The organism is Blastocatellia bacterium (assembly GCA_025054955.1).
Classification (GTDB): Bacteria; Acidobacteriota; Blastocatellia; order HR10; family J050; genus JANWZE01.
In genome coordinates this window covers 1-18,831 of record JANWZE010000022.1, presented here as the reverse complement: position 1 = coordinate 18,831, position 18,831 = coordinate 1, and the positions used below count along the sequence as shown (strand labels likewise).

The following is an 18,831-nucleotide window of genomic DNA, read 5'->3' as shown; positions in this document are numbered from 1 at the left end:
CGCCCGATAGCTGAGCCCTAGGGCATACAGCAGCACATTCAAGGCCCGCACTCGCTGGCTCCGCTGAGAATGCGCCTTGATCCCCTCCGGTTGGCACGTCCAGGTCCGCCCACACCGCCCACACTGCATCCGCCACTTCAGCACCCGCCCCAGCCGGATGTCCACCACCCCTCGCTCCTCTCGCTGATGGATATGCCCGCTCGCGCTCTGACAGGTGGGAACATCGCCGATCCACTTGCGCTTCTTCCTTTACAATGGGAATAATATATCGCCGCATTGGGCTTCCTCCGGCAAGCATGTTCCTTAAAAGTATTACAGCTTGCCAGAGGAACCCCTTTCTTTCAAGCACAAAATTTGAAACGATTACGTGGAGTGACAAAAATTGCCAATCGGTGGTGAGGTCAGTATAATGCTTCGACTTAATCAAGCATCATGACAGAGTGGCAAGAAATTACCCCGGACATGACTTGGGCTATTGAAGCGCAGGGGTTAACACCGGATGAATATCAGCGTGCGGTCGAGCGGCTCGGTCGGTATCCTAATTGGGTTGAGTTGGGCATCATAAGTGTGATGTGGTCGGAGCATTGTTCTTACAAGTCCTCAAAGGTGCATTTGCGGCGGTTGCCGACTGTTGGCGCGTGTGTGGTTCAGGGGCCTGGGGAGAATGCTGGGATTGTTGATATTGGAGATGGGTGGTGTGTTGCGTTCAAGATTGAGTCGCACAATCATCCCAGTTTCATTGAGCCTTACCAAGGAGCAGCGACTGGTGTGGGCGGAATCTTGCGTGATATTTTTGCAATGGGAGCGCGTCCTATCGCTGCTATGAACTCTCTTCGGTTTGGGATGCTTGATGATCCCAAAAACAGAGCCATTATGGCAGGTGTGGTGAAGGGGATTGGAGATTATGGAAATTCATTTGGCGTCCCGACGGTTGGCGGCGAAGTTTTTTTTGCGCCGTGCTACTCGAAGAATCCTATCGTCAATGCGTTTGCATTGGGTTTAGTCAAGAAGGACCAGATATTTTATGGACAGGCTCATGGAGTCGGCAATGCTGTGATCTATGTTGGGGCAAAGACAGGGCGAGATGGGATTCACGGAGCGACAATGGCTTCTGCGCAGTTTGATGAATCCAGTTGTGAGAAGCGGCCTCAGGTTCAAGTTGGAGACCCGTTTTTGGAAAAACTCTTGCTAGAGGCTTGTCTTCAGGCACTGAGGACAGGAGCTGTTGTTGGCATCCAGGACATGGGGGCAGCGGGTCTGACATGTTCCAGTTGTGAGATGGGAGCGCGTGCCGGGACAGGAATAACATTGGATCTGGATTTGGTTCCGCAGCGTGAGCAAGGCATGAGCGCTTACGAGATTATGTTGTCGGAGTCTCAGGAGCGCATGCTGCTAGTGGTGAAACGAGGTCATGAAAGAGAGATTATAGATATTTTTAAGAAATGGGATCTGGAGGCAGTTGTTGTTGGGTGTGTTACGGATTCGGCGCATCTGGTTGTGAAGAAAAGTGGGCAGGTTGTCGTCAATATCCCCAATCGTTTGTTAACAGAGGACGCGCCTGTTTATAACCGGCCGATGAAGCAACCGAATAGCGCGCCGGAGCAGATGCACTGGACACGGGTGCTGGAAATACCTCGTGACTATTCCAGTGATTTTTACTCATTGATTCAGTCGCCAAATGTGTGCTCGCGGCGGTGGATTTATCAACAATACGATCACATGGTCAGGACTAATTCATTGACGGTTCCTGGGGCAGATGCGGCAGTGGTGAGGATCAAGGAGACGCGGCGGGCTTTGGCGATGACGCTTGATGGAAACTCGCGTTACTGTCAGTTGGAGCCGCGCGCTGGAGCTAGGCTGGCAGTGGCAGAGGCGGCGCGCAATTTAGTGTGCGTCGGAGCGCGGCCACTGGCTATTACAAATTGTCTGAATTTCGCCTCGCCAGAGCGCGCTGAGGTGATGTGGGCCTTTAGCGAGGTGATTGATGGCATTGCTGAAGCATGTCAGGCGTTTGGGACGCCTGTGACTGGTGGGAATGTGAGTTTTTATAATGAGACAGAGGGAAGGGGAATTTTTCCAACGCCGGTGATCGGGATGATTGGATTGATTGCTGATCCGCATCAGCTGGTCACGCACGATTTTAAGGATGCAGGTGACTGGATCATTTTACTTGGCGAGACATTTGATGATTTGGGCGGCTCGGAGTATCTTGCTGTGGTGCATCAAGAGCTAGGAGGCCGGGTTCCGGCGCTACATCTAGATCGAGAAAAAGCCGTACAAGCAGCTTGTTTGGCAGGCATAGAGCTGGGCATCGTGAAGTCTGCTCACGACTGTTCGGAGGGGGGCCTGGCGGTGACGCTGGTAGAGTGTTGTCTTGGTGGTGATCCTCGAAGGCGACTGGGTGTTGAGGTGGATGCTCATTATGCGTTGGATGGAGTAGATAGCCGGTTTTTGCCTTTGATTTTTTTGTTTAGTGAGTCGCCCTCAAGGATTGTTGTCACGGTGGGGCATGCAGGTGTGGAGGCGCTGCTGCAGCTTGCGAAACAACATGGCGTGCCGGCGACTATCCTGGGGAGGGTTTGCAGTCAGCAGTTCAAAATCTTCGTGAACGGTCAATGTATCATTGATGAGCCTCTTGATCAGGTGCGGCTTTGTTGGGAAGGGGCTCTCAGTGAGTTCTTCGAGAGGTCATAGGGGTGAGCAGGTGGGGAAGATTGGAATTTAGGTTTGTTCATGTGGCCTGGTTAAAGGAGGTGGTGGCCAGGGACGGAATTGAACCGCCGACACAGGGATTTTCAGTCCCCTGCTCTACCGGACTGAGCTACCTGGCCAGCACGGGCATGAAACTTAGTTGAATTGGAGATGTTTTGTCAACCTTTGGAAAGTTGGTGACCTTGAGTTCTATGGTCGTTAAGCAATCGCCGGCTTACGTATTGCAAACATATTCATTGCACGAAGCCGACCGGATGTGTGTTTTCTTTACGCGTTACTACGGGAAGGTTCGCGGTGTTGCTCGTGGCGCGAGGCGGGTAGGGAGTCGTTTTGGAGCTAGTCTCGAGCCACTGTCTGAGGTCTCGTTGGTTTTTTCGGAGCGAGAGGGTGGAGATGTTGCCAAGGTCCTAGATTGTGAGCTGCTTCACTCAACATTTGAGATTGGGGCAGCTTGGGAGGGGCAAGCCGTTCTCCACTATTTTGTTGAGTTAGTAGATCGCATGAATCCGGCTGGTGAGCCTAATGAGAAAGTGTATAGGCTTTTGAATGCGGTGATGCTTTGCATGAGAAACGACGTGCGGTTGAGCCTTGCCTTAATAGATTATTTTGAGGTGTGGCTTTTGAAGTTGAGCGGTTATTTTCCATGCTTAGATCAGTGTGTGTGCTGTAAAAACCATCTGCCAATGGATATGTCTGTTTGCTTGGATGACAGAGGGACTCCATTGTGCGTTTCTTGCCGAAGGGGTGACCAAGGCGTTGTAGTGCCTGGCCGTGTCCGGCAGGAGATTCACCGGTTACTAACCGAGCCACCACTGAAGTGGGTTGAAAGGAGGGTTGACATGAAATTGTGGCGGCCGTTTAAGCTATTTTTGCATGCTCAATTAAAGCATGTACTGGAGAAAGAAATAAAAGCAGAGCGATTTGTTTATGGGAGGCAATAAAGCGATGGGCAAAAAATTCGTTTATTTCTTTGGTAATGGTAAGGCAGAAGGGTCTGGGCAAATGAAAGACCTGTTAGGAGGGAAGGGGGCTAATCTTGCAGAAATGACAAACATTGGGTTACCTGTACCTCCGGGGTTTACTGTTTCGACGGAGGCCTGTAATGAGTATTTTAGACAGGGGGAACGTTTTCCAGAGGGCTTGTGGGAAAGCATGTTAGAGGCATTGAAGTTGGTGGAAGACGCCTCAGGAAAGAAGTTTGGCGACCCTGAGAACCCGCTATTGGTGTCGTGTCGTTCAGGGGCGAAGTACTCGATGCCGGGGATGATGGACACGGTCCTCAATATTGGGCTTAATGAAGAAACGCTGCAGGGACTCATTAAGCTGACGAATAACCCGCGATTTGCTTATGATTCGTATCGGCGACTGATTCAGATGTTTGGTTGTGTTGTCTTGGGTATTGCCGATGAGCCATTTGAGCACGCGCTTTCGGAGTTGAAACAGCGGAGGAATGCTGCTTCGGACACTGATTTATCGGCTGATGATTTGAGAGATTTAATCGCTTTATTCAAAGAGATTGTGGTACGAGAAACCGGCCATGAGTTTCCTGTAGACCCGTTTGAGCAGATGCGATTGGCGACGGAAGCTGTGTTTAAATCATGGAATGGGAAGAGGGCCGTTGACTACCGAAATGCCGCAGGGATTCCTCATGACCTTGGAACAGCGGTGAACATTGTTGCGATGGTGTTCGGCAATATGGGATGGGATTCGGGGACGGGTGTTGTTTTTACGCGGAATCCCTCTACTGGCGAGAAGGCGATTTATGGTGAGTACTTGCTTAATGCACAAGGCGAAGACGTTGTTGCTGGGATCAGGAATACGAAAAGCATCGTGGAGCTTGAGAAAGACCTTCCGCATGTTTACGAACAGTTTTTGAAAATTTGCGAGGTTCTCGAGCGGCATTATCGAGACATGCAGGATATTGAATTCACGATTGAAAGAGGTGTTCTGTGGATTTTACAGACAAGAAATGGCAAGAGAACTGCCAAAGCGGCGATTAAGATTGCTGTTGACTTTGTCAACGAGGGTCTGATAACAAGGGAGCAAGCCCTTCAAAGAGTGTCACCAACAGACATAGACAAGATCCTACACCCACAATTCGATACAAGAAACAAAGCAACAAGCGACACAGCAAAAAAACCAATCGCTAAGGGGGTGAACGCATCACCGGGAGCTGCCGTAGGTAAAGCTGTCTTTGATGCGGACACAGCCGAAGAGTGGGGTAAGAAGCACATTGATGTGATTATGGTCCGCCCATTCACGAAGCCTGACGACGTACACGGAATGTTAAAAGCAAGAGGCATTCTTACGAGCGAAGGAGGGGCGACAAGCCACGCAGCCGTCGTGGCACGCCAGTTCGGCATACCATGTGTCGTCGGCGCTGCTATTGACATTAACCTCGAGCAACGCCAGATGTCTGCTAATGGGGTTATCATACGCGAAGGGGACTGGATATCTCTGGATGGCACGACTGGTGAGGTTTTCGCTGGGCAGATGCCAATGGTCGTCCCTAAGTTTGAGGAGCAAGAGGAATTGATCGAGCTCCTTTCCTGGGCAGACGGAACTCGAAAACTGCAAGTATGGGCCAATGCCGATTACCCAGAGGATGCAGCAAGAGCGCGGTCATTCGGGGCTGAAGGAATTGGCTTATGCAGAACTGAACACATGTTTTTTGAGGAAGAAAGATTACCCATCGTTCAAAGGATGATCCTGGCGGAGACACAAGCCGAGCGCCAGGAGTGCTTGGAAAAGCTACTTGTGTTCCAGCGATCAGACTTTGAGGGAATATTTCGTGTGATGGATGGATTACCGGTAATCATCAGATTGATAGACCCTCCACTTCATGAGTTTTTGCCGGACAAATATAGCCTGCTTGAAAAAATAATCCACATGCGGACAAGTGAACCGAAAAGCGAGGAGCTCCTTTCCTTGGAAAAATTATTGGAAGCTGTGGAGTCAATGCATGAGAGTAACCCAATGATGGGACTGCGTGGCGTTCGTTTAGGTATCGTGATGCCTGAGATCATCAGGATGCAGGTGCGCGCTATTTTTGAGGCTGCTTGTAACGTTGCCAAAGAAGGGGTCGTTGTTAAACCTGAGGTCATGATCCCGTTGGTTGGACATGTCAATGAACTGAAGGCCGTACAACCGCAGCTAGAGCAGATCGCAGAGGATGTAATGAGCGAGAAGAACGTAAGGGTCGCCTATAAGTTCGGCACTATGATTGAAGTTCCGCGTGCTGCTCTTACAGCAGATGAGCTAGCCGAGATTGCCCAGTTCTTTTCATTCGGCACTAATGATTTAACTCAAATGACGTTTGGTTACTCTCGTGATGATGCCGAAGCTAAATTCCTGATGAGCTATGTGGAGAAATCAATTCTACCTTTTAATCCATTTCAGTCCATTGATGAACGCGGTGTTGGGGAACTGATGAGGTTAGCTGTGGATAAAGGACGAAGGATTAGACCTGAGTTAGAGATCGGCTTGTGCGGTGAACATGGAGGCGACCCCAACAGCATTGACTTTTGTCACAAGATCGGACTCGATTATGTTTCCTGTTCTCCGTTTCGGGTCCCAATTGCCAGGCTCGCTGCGGCGCAGGCAGCGTTGAAAGATAGCCTCCAATAGAGATGCAGGCACTTCTCTCCAAATGAGAGCAGGCACAGGATTAACGGATGAGGTCCTAGGTGCGCGTGTGAAATAGTCCGTAAATTCCAATCGCTCCTAGGATGATGTTCATCCCCCAAGCCGAGAGACTAGGGGGCATATAGTCATACTTGCCAAATTTTTCGAATAATTCCAGCCCGAGCCAAAACGCTACACCCAATAATACTCCCGAGCCTGCGCTTACCAGGACGCCCCTGGGACCCACAGTAAAACCAAAGGAAGTTCCTATCAACATCATGACCACGCAGGAGAAAGGTAGTGCGATGTACCGATGAAGCGCAATACGCATCTCGGTAACATCGTAGCCACCCTGCTGAATATTATCCGTTAGCGACCTTAGCTGGTTGAACGTCAAGAATTCAGGTTTGGGTAGTTCCTTCAAAAGAAAGTCTGGTGATATTGAAAGATCAAAAACAGCCTGTTCGTAGTGGGTCTCGCGAGTAACTTGGCTATTGGAGAACTCCCAGACGACCGCGTTGCTCAATAACCATCGGGCAGCGTTTTCGTTCCACTTTGCAACTTCAGCATTGATTCTTTTTTTTATGACCATATTGGATCGGTCTTCAATTTCAAGAACGAGCAAATTGCGTAAACTTTGCGTCCGTTGATCAAAAAAGGAAAAGTGGTAAATCTCGTTTTTGCCCGCGTATATCCAATTTCTCGATTGGGGCAGTAGTGACCGTTCTACGAGGGTTGGAAAGCGCCCCTTTTTGATATAAAACCGCAAGTTGTCTTGATAAGGGCCCGTTTTGGGGATGACGTATGCTTGGGTGAAGAATGTCATCAGTAGTAAAAGTGCCGCGCCAACGAAAAGAGGCAATGTGATCCTATAAACGCTTATGCCACTCGTTACCAGAGCAAGGACCTGGTTGGTACGCACAATAATACTGGTAGTTATCAGGGATGCTACCAGCACGCATGGCGCTGTGATTTGAGTTAGGACTTGAGGGATTAGCAGTAGAAGGTAACGGAGTAGGAAAGCAGGATGGATGTTGTTTTCTACAAGATCAGGGGACAGCTCAAAGAGAGTAAACGTCAAGTAAATCGAAAGCAGGAATGCGCTGGCGAGGAAATAGAAAACAAAAAAGTGAGAAATAAGATATTTATCGAATGGTGGACCTGGGATGATACCACGTTTTTGTTTTTGCTTCTCCCTATCAGAGACAGAAGTTCTTGTGGTAACGACAGAACCTATAGCAAAGGTGTTAAAAAAGGACAATGCCTTGGTTATTCCGAATCCATTGCGGCGGGTAATAATGAGATGTTTCCAATTAAAGGCTAGGACGCCACTAGCTATCAAAACAATAGTTCCTATCCACATTGCGGGGAATGGTGGAAGTGTCTCTGACAATGTCAGTTTTTCGCCAATAAAGAGCAGAAAGTAGTAAACCGATGCAAGTAAGACAGCAATAATAGCCCCCTTAGCAGGAGTCAGCCCTGAACGGGATAATCCGAGTAGGAGCGCAAAAGGGGTAAACAGTAAGCACGATAAGGGAAGCAGTAATCTTTTATGAAGTTCGACTTTTGCCTTAAGATACAGTTTTTTGTTCTCATTATTATAGTTCAGCAAGCTTCCTATTGAAGCAGCTTTTATTGACTTTGATGAATTTTCACGGAGCTTGTCCAGAGCTGTGTTTTTTTGTGTTGAATCAATTCGTACATGATAAGACGAAAAATTCTCTGTGTGATAAGTGTATTTTTGGTTCGTTGCCTGTTCCAGTCGGTGTATAGAGCCGTTGAAAACATGAAGTACTGATCTGTTTTCATCTTGAGTTTCCAAAACGCCTTTTTGGCCTGTTATTAGAATTTGGTCGGTGTTGGATTCCATCGAGATCAAGATACCAAGCCATTGATCATTGATTCGGTTGACATCTTCGATATAAAGCATGCAGTTTTCGAAACGTGTGTCGAAGATTCTTGACTTTACCCGTGTTCTTGCTTCATGAAGTGCGAGCTGAGCCTGAATCGCAAGGATTGTTTTAGTTGCATATGGGATGCCTTGAAATGTGAGAAAACCTGTTATCAGCAGTGCTCCAAACGAAACTGTGGTTAGTGGGATGAGCAAATTAACTTGACTGATGCCTGTTGCCATTAGGCTTATGATTTCGTTATCTGACGACAACCTGGCAAAGGCGATCATTATACCGATTAACAGCGAAAGAGGGATTGTGATGACCAACACGTTGATTATGACACTGACTAAGAGTGTTCCTGTTAAGCCTAACGGAACATTTCTTTTCACAAAAAGCTCTGAGAATTGGGCTAGTTCATTGATCGTTACGATCGAGGTCGTGAAAAGCAGCGATAAAACGAAGTAGGGAAGTACCTCTTTTACAACATACCAAAAAGTTTTTTTATATCTAAACCATGAACGCTTGTACGACACTGCTTGCTAACACTATCTGATCAAATATGCCTTATCGCCTACGTTGCCTCAATATCTTGCTAACCATACGGCCGCTTTGCATATTTCTGAGACCGAGGGTAGCACAAGTTTTTCCAACTCAGGATTATATGGTATTGGGCAATTTTTCGCGCCTATTCTGAGTAAAGGCCCATCCAGGAACTCAAAAACGCACTCGTTAATTCTGGCACATATCTCTCCCCCTATTCCACCTGATTCGGGAGATTCATGCACTACGATAGCTTTCCCGGTCTTTTTTACTGAGTTCGTGATTGTGATGATATCCAAAGGAACCAATGAGCGTAAGTCTATCACTTCTAGTGAAATTCCTTGTTCAGAATATAGTTGTTCAGCAGCTTCGAGCGCAGAATTACATAGCTGCCCGAATGTAATCAAAGTAATATCGGAACCAGCACGCCTAATGCACGCTTTGCCGAGCATATCTTCCTGGTAACTCTCGTCAGGATGTACTTCGTCTTTGAGGTTCCTGTAAAGTTTTTTGTATTCAATGAGAATGACTGGTCCCCCATCATGTAACGCAGCCTTCAGTAGTGAAATGGCATCTCCAACTGTTGAGGGGCAAACGATTTTAATGCCTGCGGACGGTAGATAGTATGGCTCCGGGTTTTGTGAGTGGAATGGGCCCAGGCCTAGTCCACCGCCAGCAGGAGCTCTGATAACTATTGGCAAAGTTTTAGAGGTTCTAAAGTAAAACTTTGCTAGCAAGTTTGTGATTTGATTAAAGGAACATGACAAAAAGTCAGCAAATTGGATTTCGACAATTGGGTGTAGTCCGGTGATGGCTGCACCGATGGCCGTACCTATCATACCTGTTTCGGAGATGGGACTGTCAATGATTTGGTTGGGGGTTAGGTGCTTGGCGAGGTTGTCGGTGAGTTTGAATGCACCTCCGTATGTTTTTATGTCTTGTCCTAGGAGGATGATTTGTGGTTTTTTTTTCATTTCTTCTAGTATCGTTGCTTGGATTGCTTGTAGGTATGTGATGTGGGGCATTTATGGCATAATCTCCATTATCGGACCTTTGTACTGTTACGGTCAAAGGCTTAAGTTCCACTCTCCCAGCTCTTCGAATACTCATACTGCGATTGTGACATCACATCAATAGAAACCCCCATACTCTTCAGTTTCAATGTCGCTATCTCAACATCAATCTCATAAGGTAAAACATGGATTCCCGGTTGCAACTTTCCATGATTTTTCACTAAATACTCAACAGCCAAGGCCTGGTTAGCAAAGCTCATGTCCATTACCGAGGCTGGGTGGCCTTCTGCTGCGGCTAAATTAATAAGCCGTCCTTGACCTAAGACAATTAAACGACGATTACCAACCCTGTACTCTTCTACAAACGGACGTAAGGTGGTTTGCTCACTTGAAATCTCTCGCAATCCATGTAAGTTGATCTCTACGTCAAAATGACCTGCATTACATAAAATGGCTCCATCTTTCATCTTTTGAAAGTGAGGAACGTCAATCACATTTTGGTTCCCAGTTACAGTCACAAAAACGTCACCGACAGAAGCTGCCTCAAGCATAGGCATAACTCTAAAACCATCCATTACGGCTTCAACTGCACGAATTGGGTTCACTTCGGTTACGATGACGTCAGCTCCCATTCCTCGTGCTCTCATAGCAATCCCGCGACCACACATCCCATAGCCGACGACAACAAACGTTCTTCCAGCAATTAACAAATTCGTAGCTCTTAGAATCCCATCAAGCGTACTTTGCCCTGTCCCGTAACGATTATCAAAAAGGTGCTTCGTAAGAGAATCATTGACGGCTATTGCCGGAAATACAAGTTTCCCAGCGTTGAAGATAGCTTTTAAGCGAGTCACACCAGTTGTTGTCTCTTCAGTTGTCCCAATAATTTTACTACACTGGTCTGGCCGCTCTTTGACTAACGTGGCAACAACATCGCAACCATCATCAATAATAACTTGCGGCTCATAATCGAGTGCTACTCGGACGTGTTTGCGGTATGTCGCTGTGTCCTCACCCTTAATGGCATAAACCGAAACTCCCTCGTCTCTGACCAAAGAGGCCGCTACATCATCCTGAGTACTTAACGGATTTGAAGCAATAATGACCGTATGTGCCCCACCAGCCTTTAAGCATCTGACAAGATTCGCCGTCTCAGTTGTTACATGAACACAGGCAACAAGTCGAATACCTTCCAAAGGCTTTTCCGTCCTGAATCTCTCTCTGATTAGCTGGAGAACTCTCATGTCCCGCTCAGCCCAATCAATTCTTAAACGTCCTTGCTCAGCTAATGCAATGTCTTTAATCTCAAAATCCATACTCTCATTCTCCACAACGGCAAGCTTCTAACAAATCGCTAATGCGATCCACTCGCTCCCAAGTAAATGTCTCCTCCGTTCTACCAAAATGACCGTATGCTGCCGTAGCCCTGTAGATTGGCTGTTTGAGCTGGAGAGCACGAATAATCTCCTTCGGCCTGAAATCAAAAACTTCTTTCACCGCGGCTTCAATTTTTTCATCCGAAACAATCCCTGTGCCATACGTGTCAACAAGCAATGAAACAGGCTCAGCTACACCAATGACATAAGCCAGTTGCACAAGACATCGCTCAGCTAAACCAGAAGCAACGACGTTTTTTGCAACATAACGGGCCATATACGACGCCGAACGATCAACCTTTGTTGGATCTTTACCAGAAAAGGCTCCCCCACCGTGAGGGGCAGCCCCGCCGTATGTGTCAACTATTATTTTTCGGCCAGTGAGGCCTGCATCTCCCATCGGTCCCCCAATGACAAACCTCCCCGTCGGATTTACAAAATACTTCGTTTTTTCATCAACCCACTCTGCCGGAATCACTGGTTGAATGACATGCCGCAATATATCATCCCTAACCTGTTCTATATCAACTGAATCACTGTGCTGAGCTGCAACAACGATTGTATCCACGTAAACCGGCCTGCCATCTTCATATTTCACTGTAACCTGAGACTTTCCATCAGCTCTTAGATACTCCACTATCCTTTCCCGCCTTGCCTTTGCAAGCTGCCTCGTCAACCTATGCGCTAACTGAATCGGAAGCGGCATTAACTCCGGAGTCTCCTTACAAGCGTAGCCGAACATCAAGCCTTGATCACCAGCCCCTCCATGATCAACACCCATTGCGATGTCCGGCGACTGCGTGCCCACCGCAACAATAACGCCACATGTTTCAGCGTCAAATCCATACTTCGCACGAGTATAGCCAATGTCGGTTATAACGCTTCGTGCAACTCGACTATAGTTAACCGATGCCGTCGTTGTGATCTCGCCAGCAATCATCACAAGCCCTGTGGTAACCAATGTTTCACAGGCAACACGACCGTCCGGATCCTGGAGCAACACCTCATCTAAAATTGCGTCAGAAATCTGGTCAGCGATCTTATCAGGATGCCCCTCTGTTACAGACTCCGACGTAAACAAATAGCTTCTTGCGGACACTGAAAACGGCCTCCATAGTAAGCAGTATTAAATGGTTGGCAAGGCTATCATACCCCCTACACCGTGTCAAGCAAGTTTGCCTGTCACTCACCAACTTGCGCACAAACGTTCCACGTGAATCACCTCATGATGACCTCGGATGGCATTTTATGTATATTTCTCGTAAACGTTCATTTGTCACATGGGTGTATACTTCTGTGGTCGACAGATCAGCATGCCCAAGCAACACCTGCACGGACCGCAAATCTGCCCCATGCTCCAAAAGGTGTGTTGCAAAAGTATGACGGAGAATATGGGGTGTAACGTGACCTAATCCAGCAGCACGACCATAAGTAACAACCTTCCTCCAAACAGATTGCCTGCTGAGTAACTTGCCGCGGGGCGTGATAAACAAATAATCCACAATGCGACCGCCTAACCACTTTCTACGAACCAACAAGTAGCGCTTTACCCAATCCAGAGCCGGCCGGCCAACCGGTACAACACGTTCCTTGCTTCCCTTCCCAAAACACAAAACGATACCTTTGTCCAAATCCACGTCTGCCAGCTTCAAGCTTATCACTTCAGAAACACGCAAACCCGATGCATACATAACCTCTAGCAAAGCCCTGTCTCTGACCCCAACGTCAGTTGCTATATTAGGCTGAGCCATTAGCAGGTCTAACTCCTCTGAGGTTAAAAATTGAGGCAAGGGCCTGGCACAAATCGGCGTTTCAACGTTCAACATCGGATCTTCATCTATAACCTCATCAAGTAGAAGAAATTTGAAAAAGTGCCGCAGCGCAGAAGAAATTCGTGCCCTAGTTCTCGGGGCAAAATTCGACTCATGTAGAAAACGAAAAAACTCTATGATTATTTCACGAGTAGACTCCTCAATTCTTTTCTGGAAGACTCTGGATAGCCACTGCTCAAACTTCTTCAAATCACGTTCATAAGCAATCACGGTGTTGACCGATAACCCCTTTTCAACCCGAGCATATGATAAAAACTCACTGCGTAAATCACGAATCATCCCGCTTGACTCAGCCATAATGGTAAGCTAGATTGTGAGGCTTTCAGATTACAATAAAAAATCAAACGATTCAACTATGAAGCTCTCTGAAATTGCTAAAAAAATCAATGCGACGCTCATCGGAGAAGACATTCAAATCACAGGCGTCGAGTCACTCGAAAGAGCTCAACCGGATCACCTAACTTTTCTCTCTAACCCGATCTATAAAAAGTTCATTAAAACCACAAAAGCCGGTGCAATCATCACTTCCCCAGAAATTACATTTTCATCTTTTAACGGGTCAGTACTCCACCATCCAAATCCCTACCTTGCCTTCGCACTTTGCCTTGAACTCTTTCACGAACAAGCACCCCCACCGCGCTTTATTCACCCTACAGCGACCATTGAACCTTCTGCTACATTGGGACGAAACCTATCGGTTGGTGCACACTCTTATATAGGATCTAACACAAAAATCGGCGACAACGTGGTCATCTTTCCTAATTGCACAATATACAACAACGTAACGATCGGAAATGACGTCGTCATTCACTCAAACTGCGTGATACGCGAATACTCTTGGTTAGGCAACAGAGTTATTCTGCAAAATGGCGCGTGCATCGGATCAGACGGCTTTGGATATGCGCATCTGCCTGACAAAAGCTGGTACAAAATACCTCAGACTGGTCGGGTGATCATCGAAGACGACGTCGAGATTGGTGCCAACTCAACAATAGACCGCCCCGCCGTCGGCGAAACACGGATCGGAGTGGGAGTCAAGATAGACAATTTGGTTCAGATTGGGCACAGTTGCAGCATTGGAAGTAACTCGCTTCTTTGTGCACAAGTGGGGCTAGCTGGCAGCACAACCCTCGGAAGGAATGTTGTCCTCGCTGGCCAAGTAGGTGTGGCAGGACACCTCGTAATCGGAGACAATGTAAAGGCAACAGCTCAAACTGGTATTCCCAGCTCCGTACCACCTGACTCAGTAGTCTCTGGATACCCAGCTATGAATAACTACCAGTGGCGCAAAGCAAGCCGCTTATTTCAACACCTCCCTGAGTTGGTCAGAAAACTTACTCAGCTTGAAAAAAAACTTGAAAAACTTCATGCTCTCCACTCAAAGTAATTACAAATGGCTATCAAAATTGAAAATAAATCCTCTGTTAAGCTGAATGAAAAAAAATTATTGAGGCACATCCATGCCGTGCTCGCCTCAGTCCCTGACGCTCATCTTCGAGGAATTACCACTATTGTTCTGGTAGACCAGATTCAAGACCCAAACATAAACCCGTCAATGAGGGATGAGCTGCCGGGACTATATCACCCTAAAATAGCCGGCTCGCCAATTTGGCTAGAGATTGCACTCAAAACCTTGCTTCACGACCGTTCTTTTATGAAACGGTTACTCAGAAGACTATCATTCAAATCAAACGTGACTACGACACTTCTCTCACTGATCGGTCAACATTATCACTTAACTTTATCGCACGGAGTCAAGCGCTCCCACGCGGAACAAGCCGTAGCAGCCTATGTTGAAAAACACCTAACCGTCTTTGTCAATTCACAAAAGAGCCTGAGATATCGCTTGCTCAGAGTGTTACGCCCCACACTCGAAAAGTTGGCTCGAAAACTAAGAAAACGATACTTGTCTGAGATCAAAAAAAGAAGAGGCCATTAAATTTCATCTGCAGTTTTGAGGCCACAAATCACCTTTTCAAGACACGAAATCACCTCTTGCTTTGTTACTTGAGCTGCCGCGAATTTGATTTCTAGTGTGAAGTTGGACTCTTTAACCTTGAATACCGCCCTCTTCTCCTCAGGCGGCTTATCCAAAACTCTCTTTTCTCTTCGTAAATCGTCTCTACCAATCCCTTCCTGCTGTATCCTGCGAATTATTGACTTCATAGAGGCCAGGTCAGGTTGGCGCACAATTTCTAGGAGAAGTGACTTTGAAGTTATGTCGGCGCGCCGACATAAGTCGCGTATCTCTTCGGGTAGAGAACTTATCGATAGGATTTCAGTCACCGAGGATCTAGCTTTCCCGATCTTTTGGGCAATCTCTTGATGAGTATAACCAAACCGCTCAACAAGTGCTTTCAATCCATCAGCTTCTTCAAAAACTGTCAAATCCTTCCTCTGTAAATTCTCAATCAAAGCAATCTCAGCAGCAGTAGCGTCATCTACATCAAGCTCAATGCAAGGAACCTCTTTCAAACCAACAGCTATGGCCGCTCGGAAGCGCCTCTCGCCGCTGATGATCATGTAGCGCCCAAAACCGACTGGCTTTACTAATAAGGGCTCTAGCACACCCTTCTCACGAATAGATGCCTGCAAATCAGAAAGATCTCCTACATCCACGCGAGGCTGTTGTGGATTAGTCTCAATGCTATCCACAGAGATCATGCGGCCAACGGGCTCTCCTCTTCGTGCTGCCAATTGTTCAACAAAATGAACATCATGGCGCATCTTCAAGTTCATAGGCAGCCCACGCCTAGACACGGCTCAATACCTCCTGCACAAGCCTTTCATACTCGCGCGCTCCACTGGATTCCGGTGCAAAAGTAAAAATTGGTTCTTTATAGGCGGGGCTTTCCTCGAGGCGAACCGACTTGCTTATCGTTGTCCGAAACACTTGCATACCGAAAACCTCCGTTATCTGTTTATATATGTCTTTGCTGAGGGTTGTCCTCTTGTCATAAAGGGTGACGAGTACTCCCAAGAGCCTTAGCGAGGGGTTAGGCCTTGCTTTTACCTTCTCCACAGTCTCTAGTAGGTCATCTGTTCCTTCGAGCGCGAAGTAGGATGACTGGATTGGTATAAGAACATGTGATGCAGCGACGAGTGCATTAACAGTTATCAGACCCAAAGTAGGCGGTGTATCAAGTATAACAAACTTATAACGATGCCTCAGCCCTTCAAGTCTATCTTTAACCCGATACGGAGCATCAAACTGACCCGCCATTTGACTCTCAAATTTTGCTAAGTTGATTCTTGAAGGTAAAATATCAAGCCCCTTGAAAGAAGTGTGATAAACAACCTGATCATTTGAAATAGTATTATCTACCAACCAATCATAAACAGATGCATGAATATCACGTAAATCGAGAAATGACAATGAACTGTTGGACTGCGGATCAAGATCAACTAATAACGATTCGTAGCCAAGCCGCGCTAGACCAGCTGCCAAATTCAACGCAGTTGTGGTTTTGCCAACTCCTCCCTTCTGATTAGCTATTGCAATTACTGCTGACCTTGTAACCATTTCATCCCCGCAGCATTGCCTCTGCTTAGGAAGCATTACATCTTGTACTTCCCAGGATCATCATCAATATCAGACCAATCATCTTCCCCTGCGCTGCGATCCTCAACTTCTTCAAAATCAAGACTTGAAAAGGTATTCTTTGAGTTCCGCATCACACTTTCACTTACAAATATAGGGCTATCGGTCCGCAGGGCTATTGCTACAGCATCGCTAGGCCTCGAATCTACAATCAACGTTTTGCCATTGAACGACAAAACTATAACAGCATAAAAAGTATTTTCCACCAAGTCGTTAATAACCACCTTCTCAACTCTTGCTTCAACCTGGTCAATAAGGTTCTTTAACAGATCATGAGTCATTGGCCTCTGAGCAACAGACTTCTCCATCTCCATAGCGATGGCATTTGCTTCACATACACCGATCCATATCGGTAACATTGCATCAGAGGTCAAATCCTTGAGTATAACGATTGGAGAATTACTAGTGGGATCCAATATTAGTCCCCTGACTTTTACTTCTAGCTCCATTTTAACCTCCCCGTTAATGTATATGGGTGCCAAACAAACTATGTGGATTTACTTTATCAACCTTGACTGTTACTTCTACTCCTTCAAGGTTATCACTGGAAGACTCAAAATTTACAACCTTATGACACATGGAGTGTCCAGTCCAATGGTTCTCCGATTTAACACTCTTTCCCTCTACTAACACTTTTAATGTTTTCCCAAGATACTCCCTCCACACCTCAGATTGAACTTCTTGTTGTACCTTCACCAGCTCCTGTAATCTAGCCGTTTTCTCTGAATCAGATACCGTATCCGGCCACTTCGCCGCCACTGTATGAGGCCTTGGTGAGTATTTAAATACATACAGGCTGTCAAATTTGATCTCCCGAATCATATCAAGCGTTCGAATAAAGTCTTGCTCTGTTTCACCAGGAAAACCGACGATGATGTCACTGGTTAAACTTATTCTCCTAGAAGACTGGCGAATCATCGCAACCTTCTGCAAATAGCCTTTACAAGTATATCCCCGATTCATTGCAGCCAGCACTCTATCAGAACCAGATTGCAACGGTAGATGAACCCACGGACACAACTGGGGCCACGTCTCAATCGCCTCGACAATCTCAGAGGAGAAATCCCGCGGATGAGATGTTGTAAATTTAATCCTAGGTATGTCCGATCTTGCCGCTAAGAAGCTTAGCAAGCCAGCAAAACTCAACCTATTTTTCCCTTCAATTCTCCGGCCTAATCCGTAGCTATTCACATTTTGGCCAATCAAATGAACTTCCTTAACACCCTGCTGCGATAGTCTTACCATCTCACTAAGAATACTTTCAGGAGAGCGGCTCCGCTCACGTCCCCTAGTAAATGGAACAACGCAAAAAGTACAGAACTTATCACACCCTTCCATGACAGTCACAAATGCCACATACTTATCCAGACGACGTCGAACGTCAACTCCATCAAACCTAGCAAGATTTGGAGACACCACATCTACCACAAATTCTTCTCCACCATCAAGCTTACCTAAAGCACGCTTCAAATTACCAACAGCTTGAGTTCCAACAACCAACCGAACATCCGGAAACCGCTCGATAAGCTTCTTCCCTTCTATCTGGGCAACACATCCCATAATCCCTACAAACGCGCCTTCCTTTTTCAAGCGCCTAATTGCATGTATCCTTGAATACATCTTCTCTGATGCCTTTTCCCTAACAGAACACGTATTAAAAAGAATCACATCCGCTGCACTAATATCTTGGCACTGCTCATACCCAGATTGATACAATTGCTCCGCTGCTCGCTCTGAGTCCACAACGTTCATCTGGCAACCAAAGGTTTCAATGAAAAATTTCTTACTTCTCACCTGCATTTAGTTCTTTCCCAAGAAGATGCTTCCACCTCTGTGAACGTGATTATAATGAGGGCAGATGATACCATCCGATTAGGCTAATTGACAAGAACATATCAAGTTAAACGGTGCGACAAGTGAAAGTTGGTAAAGAGAAAAACCAAAAGATCGGCTAACCTACCAATTTCATTTAAGAAACTTTCAGGAGGTTACCCGATGGAACAACAACTACGAGCGATAATCATGCCACTGAGCGAGGAATGATCAAGCGCTTGGCAGCGGCGTTGGAAAATCAAGATCAGCAGAAAGTGACGCTGTTGTGGTTGGAGACGCAGTCGGTGACGTTGCTGGCGGCACTGGCCGTGCAGATCACGCGGTATGCCCGACGGCCGGTCTTCAGTGGGTTTGGCCGCTTCAGCTGCGAGCAGGCGTATTATTATTGTTGTCGGTGTGGGCAGG

13 protein-coding genes and 1 tRNA gene are annotated in these 18,831 nt (G+C 46.8%); 4 read left to right on the top strand and 10 right to left on the bottom strand.

Annotated elements, in window-relative coordinates; genetic code table 11:
• The first annotated feature begins 432 nt into the window (after positions 1-432).
• Positions 433-2,694 (top strand): phosphoribosylformylglycinamidine synthase subunit PurL, encoded by a 2,262-nt coding sequence (purL, locus tag NZ823_01805; protein MCS6803862.1) that lies wholly within the window; start codon positions 433-435, stop codon positions 2,692-2,694.
• 60 nt (positions 2,695-2,754) lie between these two features.
• Here the strand turns inward: purL and NZ823_01800 are convergent.
• Positions 2,755-2,831, bottom strand: a tRNA-Phe gene (locus NZ823_01800).
• Positions 2,832-3,657: 826 nt separating this feature from the next.
• Between NZ823_01800 and ppdK the strand changes: the two genes are divergently transcribed.
• Positions 3,658-6,339, top strand: coding sequence for a pyruvate, phosphate dikinase (ppdK, locus tag NZ823_01795; GenBank protein ID MCS6803861.1), 2,682 nt, complete (start codon positions 3,658-3,660; stop codon positions 6,337-6,339).
• A gap of 55 nt (positions 6,340-6,394) precedes the next feature.
• On the opposite strand, the gene NZ823_01790 is transcribed toward ppdK, so the two are convergent.
• The 5 genes from NZ823_01790 to xerD all read right to left on the bottom strand — a co-directional run bounded on the left by NZ823_01790 (position 6,395) and on the right by xerD (position 13,271).
• Positions 6,395-8,764, bottom strand: a complete 2,370-nt coding sequence (locus NZ823_01790; protein MCS6803860.1) for an LptF/LptG family permease — start codon at positions 8,762-8,764, stop codon at positions 6,395-6,397.
• Positions 8,765-8,812: 48 nt separating this feature from the next.
• The gene (locus NZ823_01785) at positions 8,813-9,796 is read right to left on the bottom strand and encodes an alpha-ketoacid dehydrogenase subunit beta (GenBank protein MCS6803859.1); all 984 of its coding nucleotides are present in this window, start codon (positions 9,794-9,796) and stop codon (positions 8,813-8,815) included.
• Positions 9,797-9,846: 50 nt separating this feature from the next.
• The gene (ahcY, locus tag NZ823_01780) at positions 9,847-11,100 is read right to left on the bottom strand and encodes an adenosylhomocysteinase (GenBank protein ID MCS6803858.1); all 1,254 of its coding nucleotides are present in this window, start codon (positions 11,098-11,100) and stop codon (positions 9,847-9,849) included.
• 4 nt (positions 11,101-11,104) lie between these two features.
• Entirely contained in the window at positions 11,105-12,259 is a 1,155-nt protein-coding gene (gene metK, locus NZ823_01775) for a methionine adenosyltransferase (protein MCS6803857.1), read from the bottom strand.
• Positions 12,260-12,383: 124 nt separating this feature from the next.
• Entirely contained in the window at positions 12,384-13,271 is an 888-nt protein-coding gene (xerD, locus tag NZ823_01770) for a site-specific tyrosine recombinase XerD (protein MCS6803856.1), read from the bottom strand.
• A gap of 76 nt (positions 13,272-13,347) precedes the next feature.
• Here xerD and lpxD point away from each other — a divergent pair, with 76 nt between their 5' ends.
• Positions 13,348-14,379 (top strand): UDP-3-O-(3-hydroxymyristoyl)glucosamine N-acyltransferase, encoded by a 1,032-nt coding sequence (gene lpxD, locus NZ823_01765; GenBank protein MCS6803855.1) that lies wholly within the window; start codon positions 13,348-13,350, stop codon positions 14,377-14,379.
• Between the two features lie 548 nt (positions 14,380-14,927).
• On the opposite strand, the gene NZ823_01760 is transcribed toward lpxD, so the two are convergent.
• From NZ823_01760 to miaB, 4 genes are read right to left on the bottom strand one after another with little or no spacing between them, the layout of a single operon-like run.
• Positions 14,928-15,731 (bottom strand): ParB/RepB/Spo0J family partition protein, encoded by an 804-nt coding sequence (locus tag NZ823_01760; GenBank protein ID MCS6803854.1) that lies wholly within the window; start codon positions 15,729-15,731, stop codon positions 14,928-14,930.
• Between the two features lie 13 nt (positions 15,732-15,744).
• Positions 15,745-16,551, bottom strand: coding sequence for a ParA family protein (locus NZ823_01755; GenBank protein ID MCS6803853.1), 807 nt, complete (start codon positions 16,549-16,551; stop codon positions 15,745-15,747).
• A complete protein-coding gene (locus NZ823_01750; protein MCS6803852.1) occupies positions 16,551-17,042 on the bottom strand; it encodes a bifunctional nuclease family protein in 492 nt (163 codons plus the stop codon). The genes NZ823_01755 and NZ823_01750 overlap by 1 nt, the downstream gene beginning before the upstream one ends.
• A 13-nt stretch (positions 17,043-17,055) precedes the next feature.
• Positions 17,056-18,393, bottom strand: a complete 1,338-nt coding sequence (gene miaB, locus NZ823_01745) for a tRNA (N6-isopentenyl adenosine(37)-C2)-methylthiotransferase MiaB (protein MCS6803851.1) — start codon at positions 18,391-18,393, stop codon at positions 17,056-17,058.
• A 239-nt stretch (positions 18,394-18,632) separates the two neighbouring features.
• On the opposite strand from miaB, the gene NZ823_01740 reads away from it, so the two are divergent.
• Positions 18,633-18,831 (top strand): hypothetical protein (locus NZ823_01740; GenBank protein MCS6803850.1); only part of this gene is annotated, 199 nt, incomplete at its 3' end.

What these genes read in the sequence shown, in the direction of transcription:
- lpxD (MCS6803855.1), top strand. Translation starts at nt 13,348, where the DNA reads ATGAAGCTCTCTGAAATTGCTAAAAAAATCAATGCGACGCTCATCGGA.
- NZ823_01760 (MCS6803854.1), bottom strand. Translation starts at nt 15,731, where the DNA reads ATGAACTTGAAGATGCGCCATGATGTTCATTTTGTTGAACAATTGGCA.
- ahcY (MCS6803858.1), bottom strand. Translation starts at nt 11,100, where the DNA reads ATGGATTTTGAGATTAAAGACATTGCATTAGCTGAGCAAGGACGTTTA.
- xerD (MCS6803856.1), bottom strand. Translation starts at nt 13,271, where the DNA reads ATGATTCGTGATTTACGCAGTGAGTTTTTATCATATGCTCGGGTTGAA.
- NZ823_01750 (MCS6803852.1), bottom strand. Translation starts at nt 17,042, where the DNA reads ATGGAGCTAGAAGTAAAAGTCAGGGGACTAATATTGGATCCCACTAGT.
- miaB (MCS6803851.1), bottom strand. Translation starts at nt 18,393, where the DNA reads ATGCAGGTGAGAAGTAAGAAATTTTTCATTGAAACCTTTGGTTGCCAG.
- NZ823_01785 (MCS6803859.1), bottom strand. Translation starts at nt 9,796, where the DNA reads ATGCCCCACATCACATACCTACAAGCAATCCAAGCAACGATACTAGAA.
- purL (MCS6803862.1), top strand. Translation starts at nt 433, where the DNA reads ATGACAGAGTGGCAAGAAATTACCCCGGACATGACTTGGGCTATTGAA.
- ppdK (MCS6803861.1), top strand. Translation starts at nt 3,658, where the DNA reads ATGGGCAAAAAATTCGTTTATTTCTTTGGTAATGGTAAGGCAGAAGGG.
- NZ823_01755 (MCS6803853.1), bottom strand. Translation starts at nt 16,551, where the DNA reads ATGCTTCCTAAGCAGAGGCAATGCTGCGGGGATGAAATGGTTACAAGG.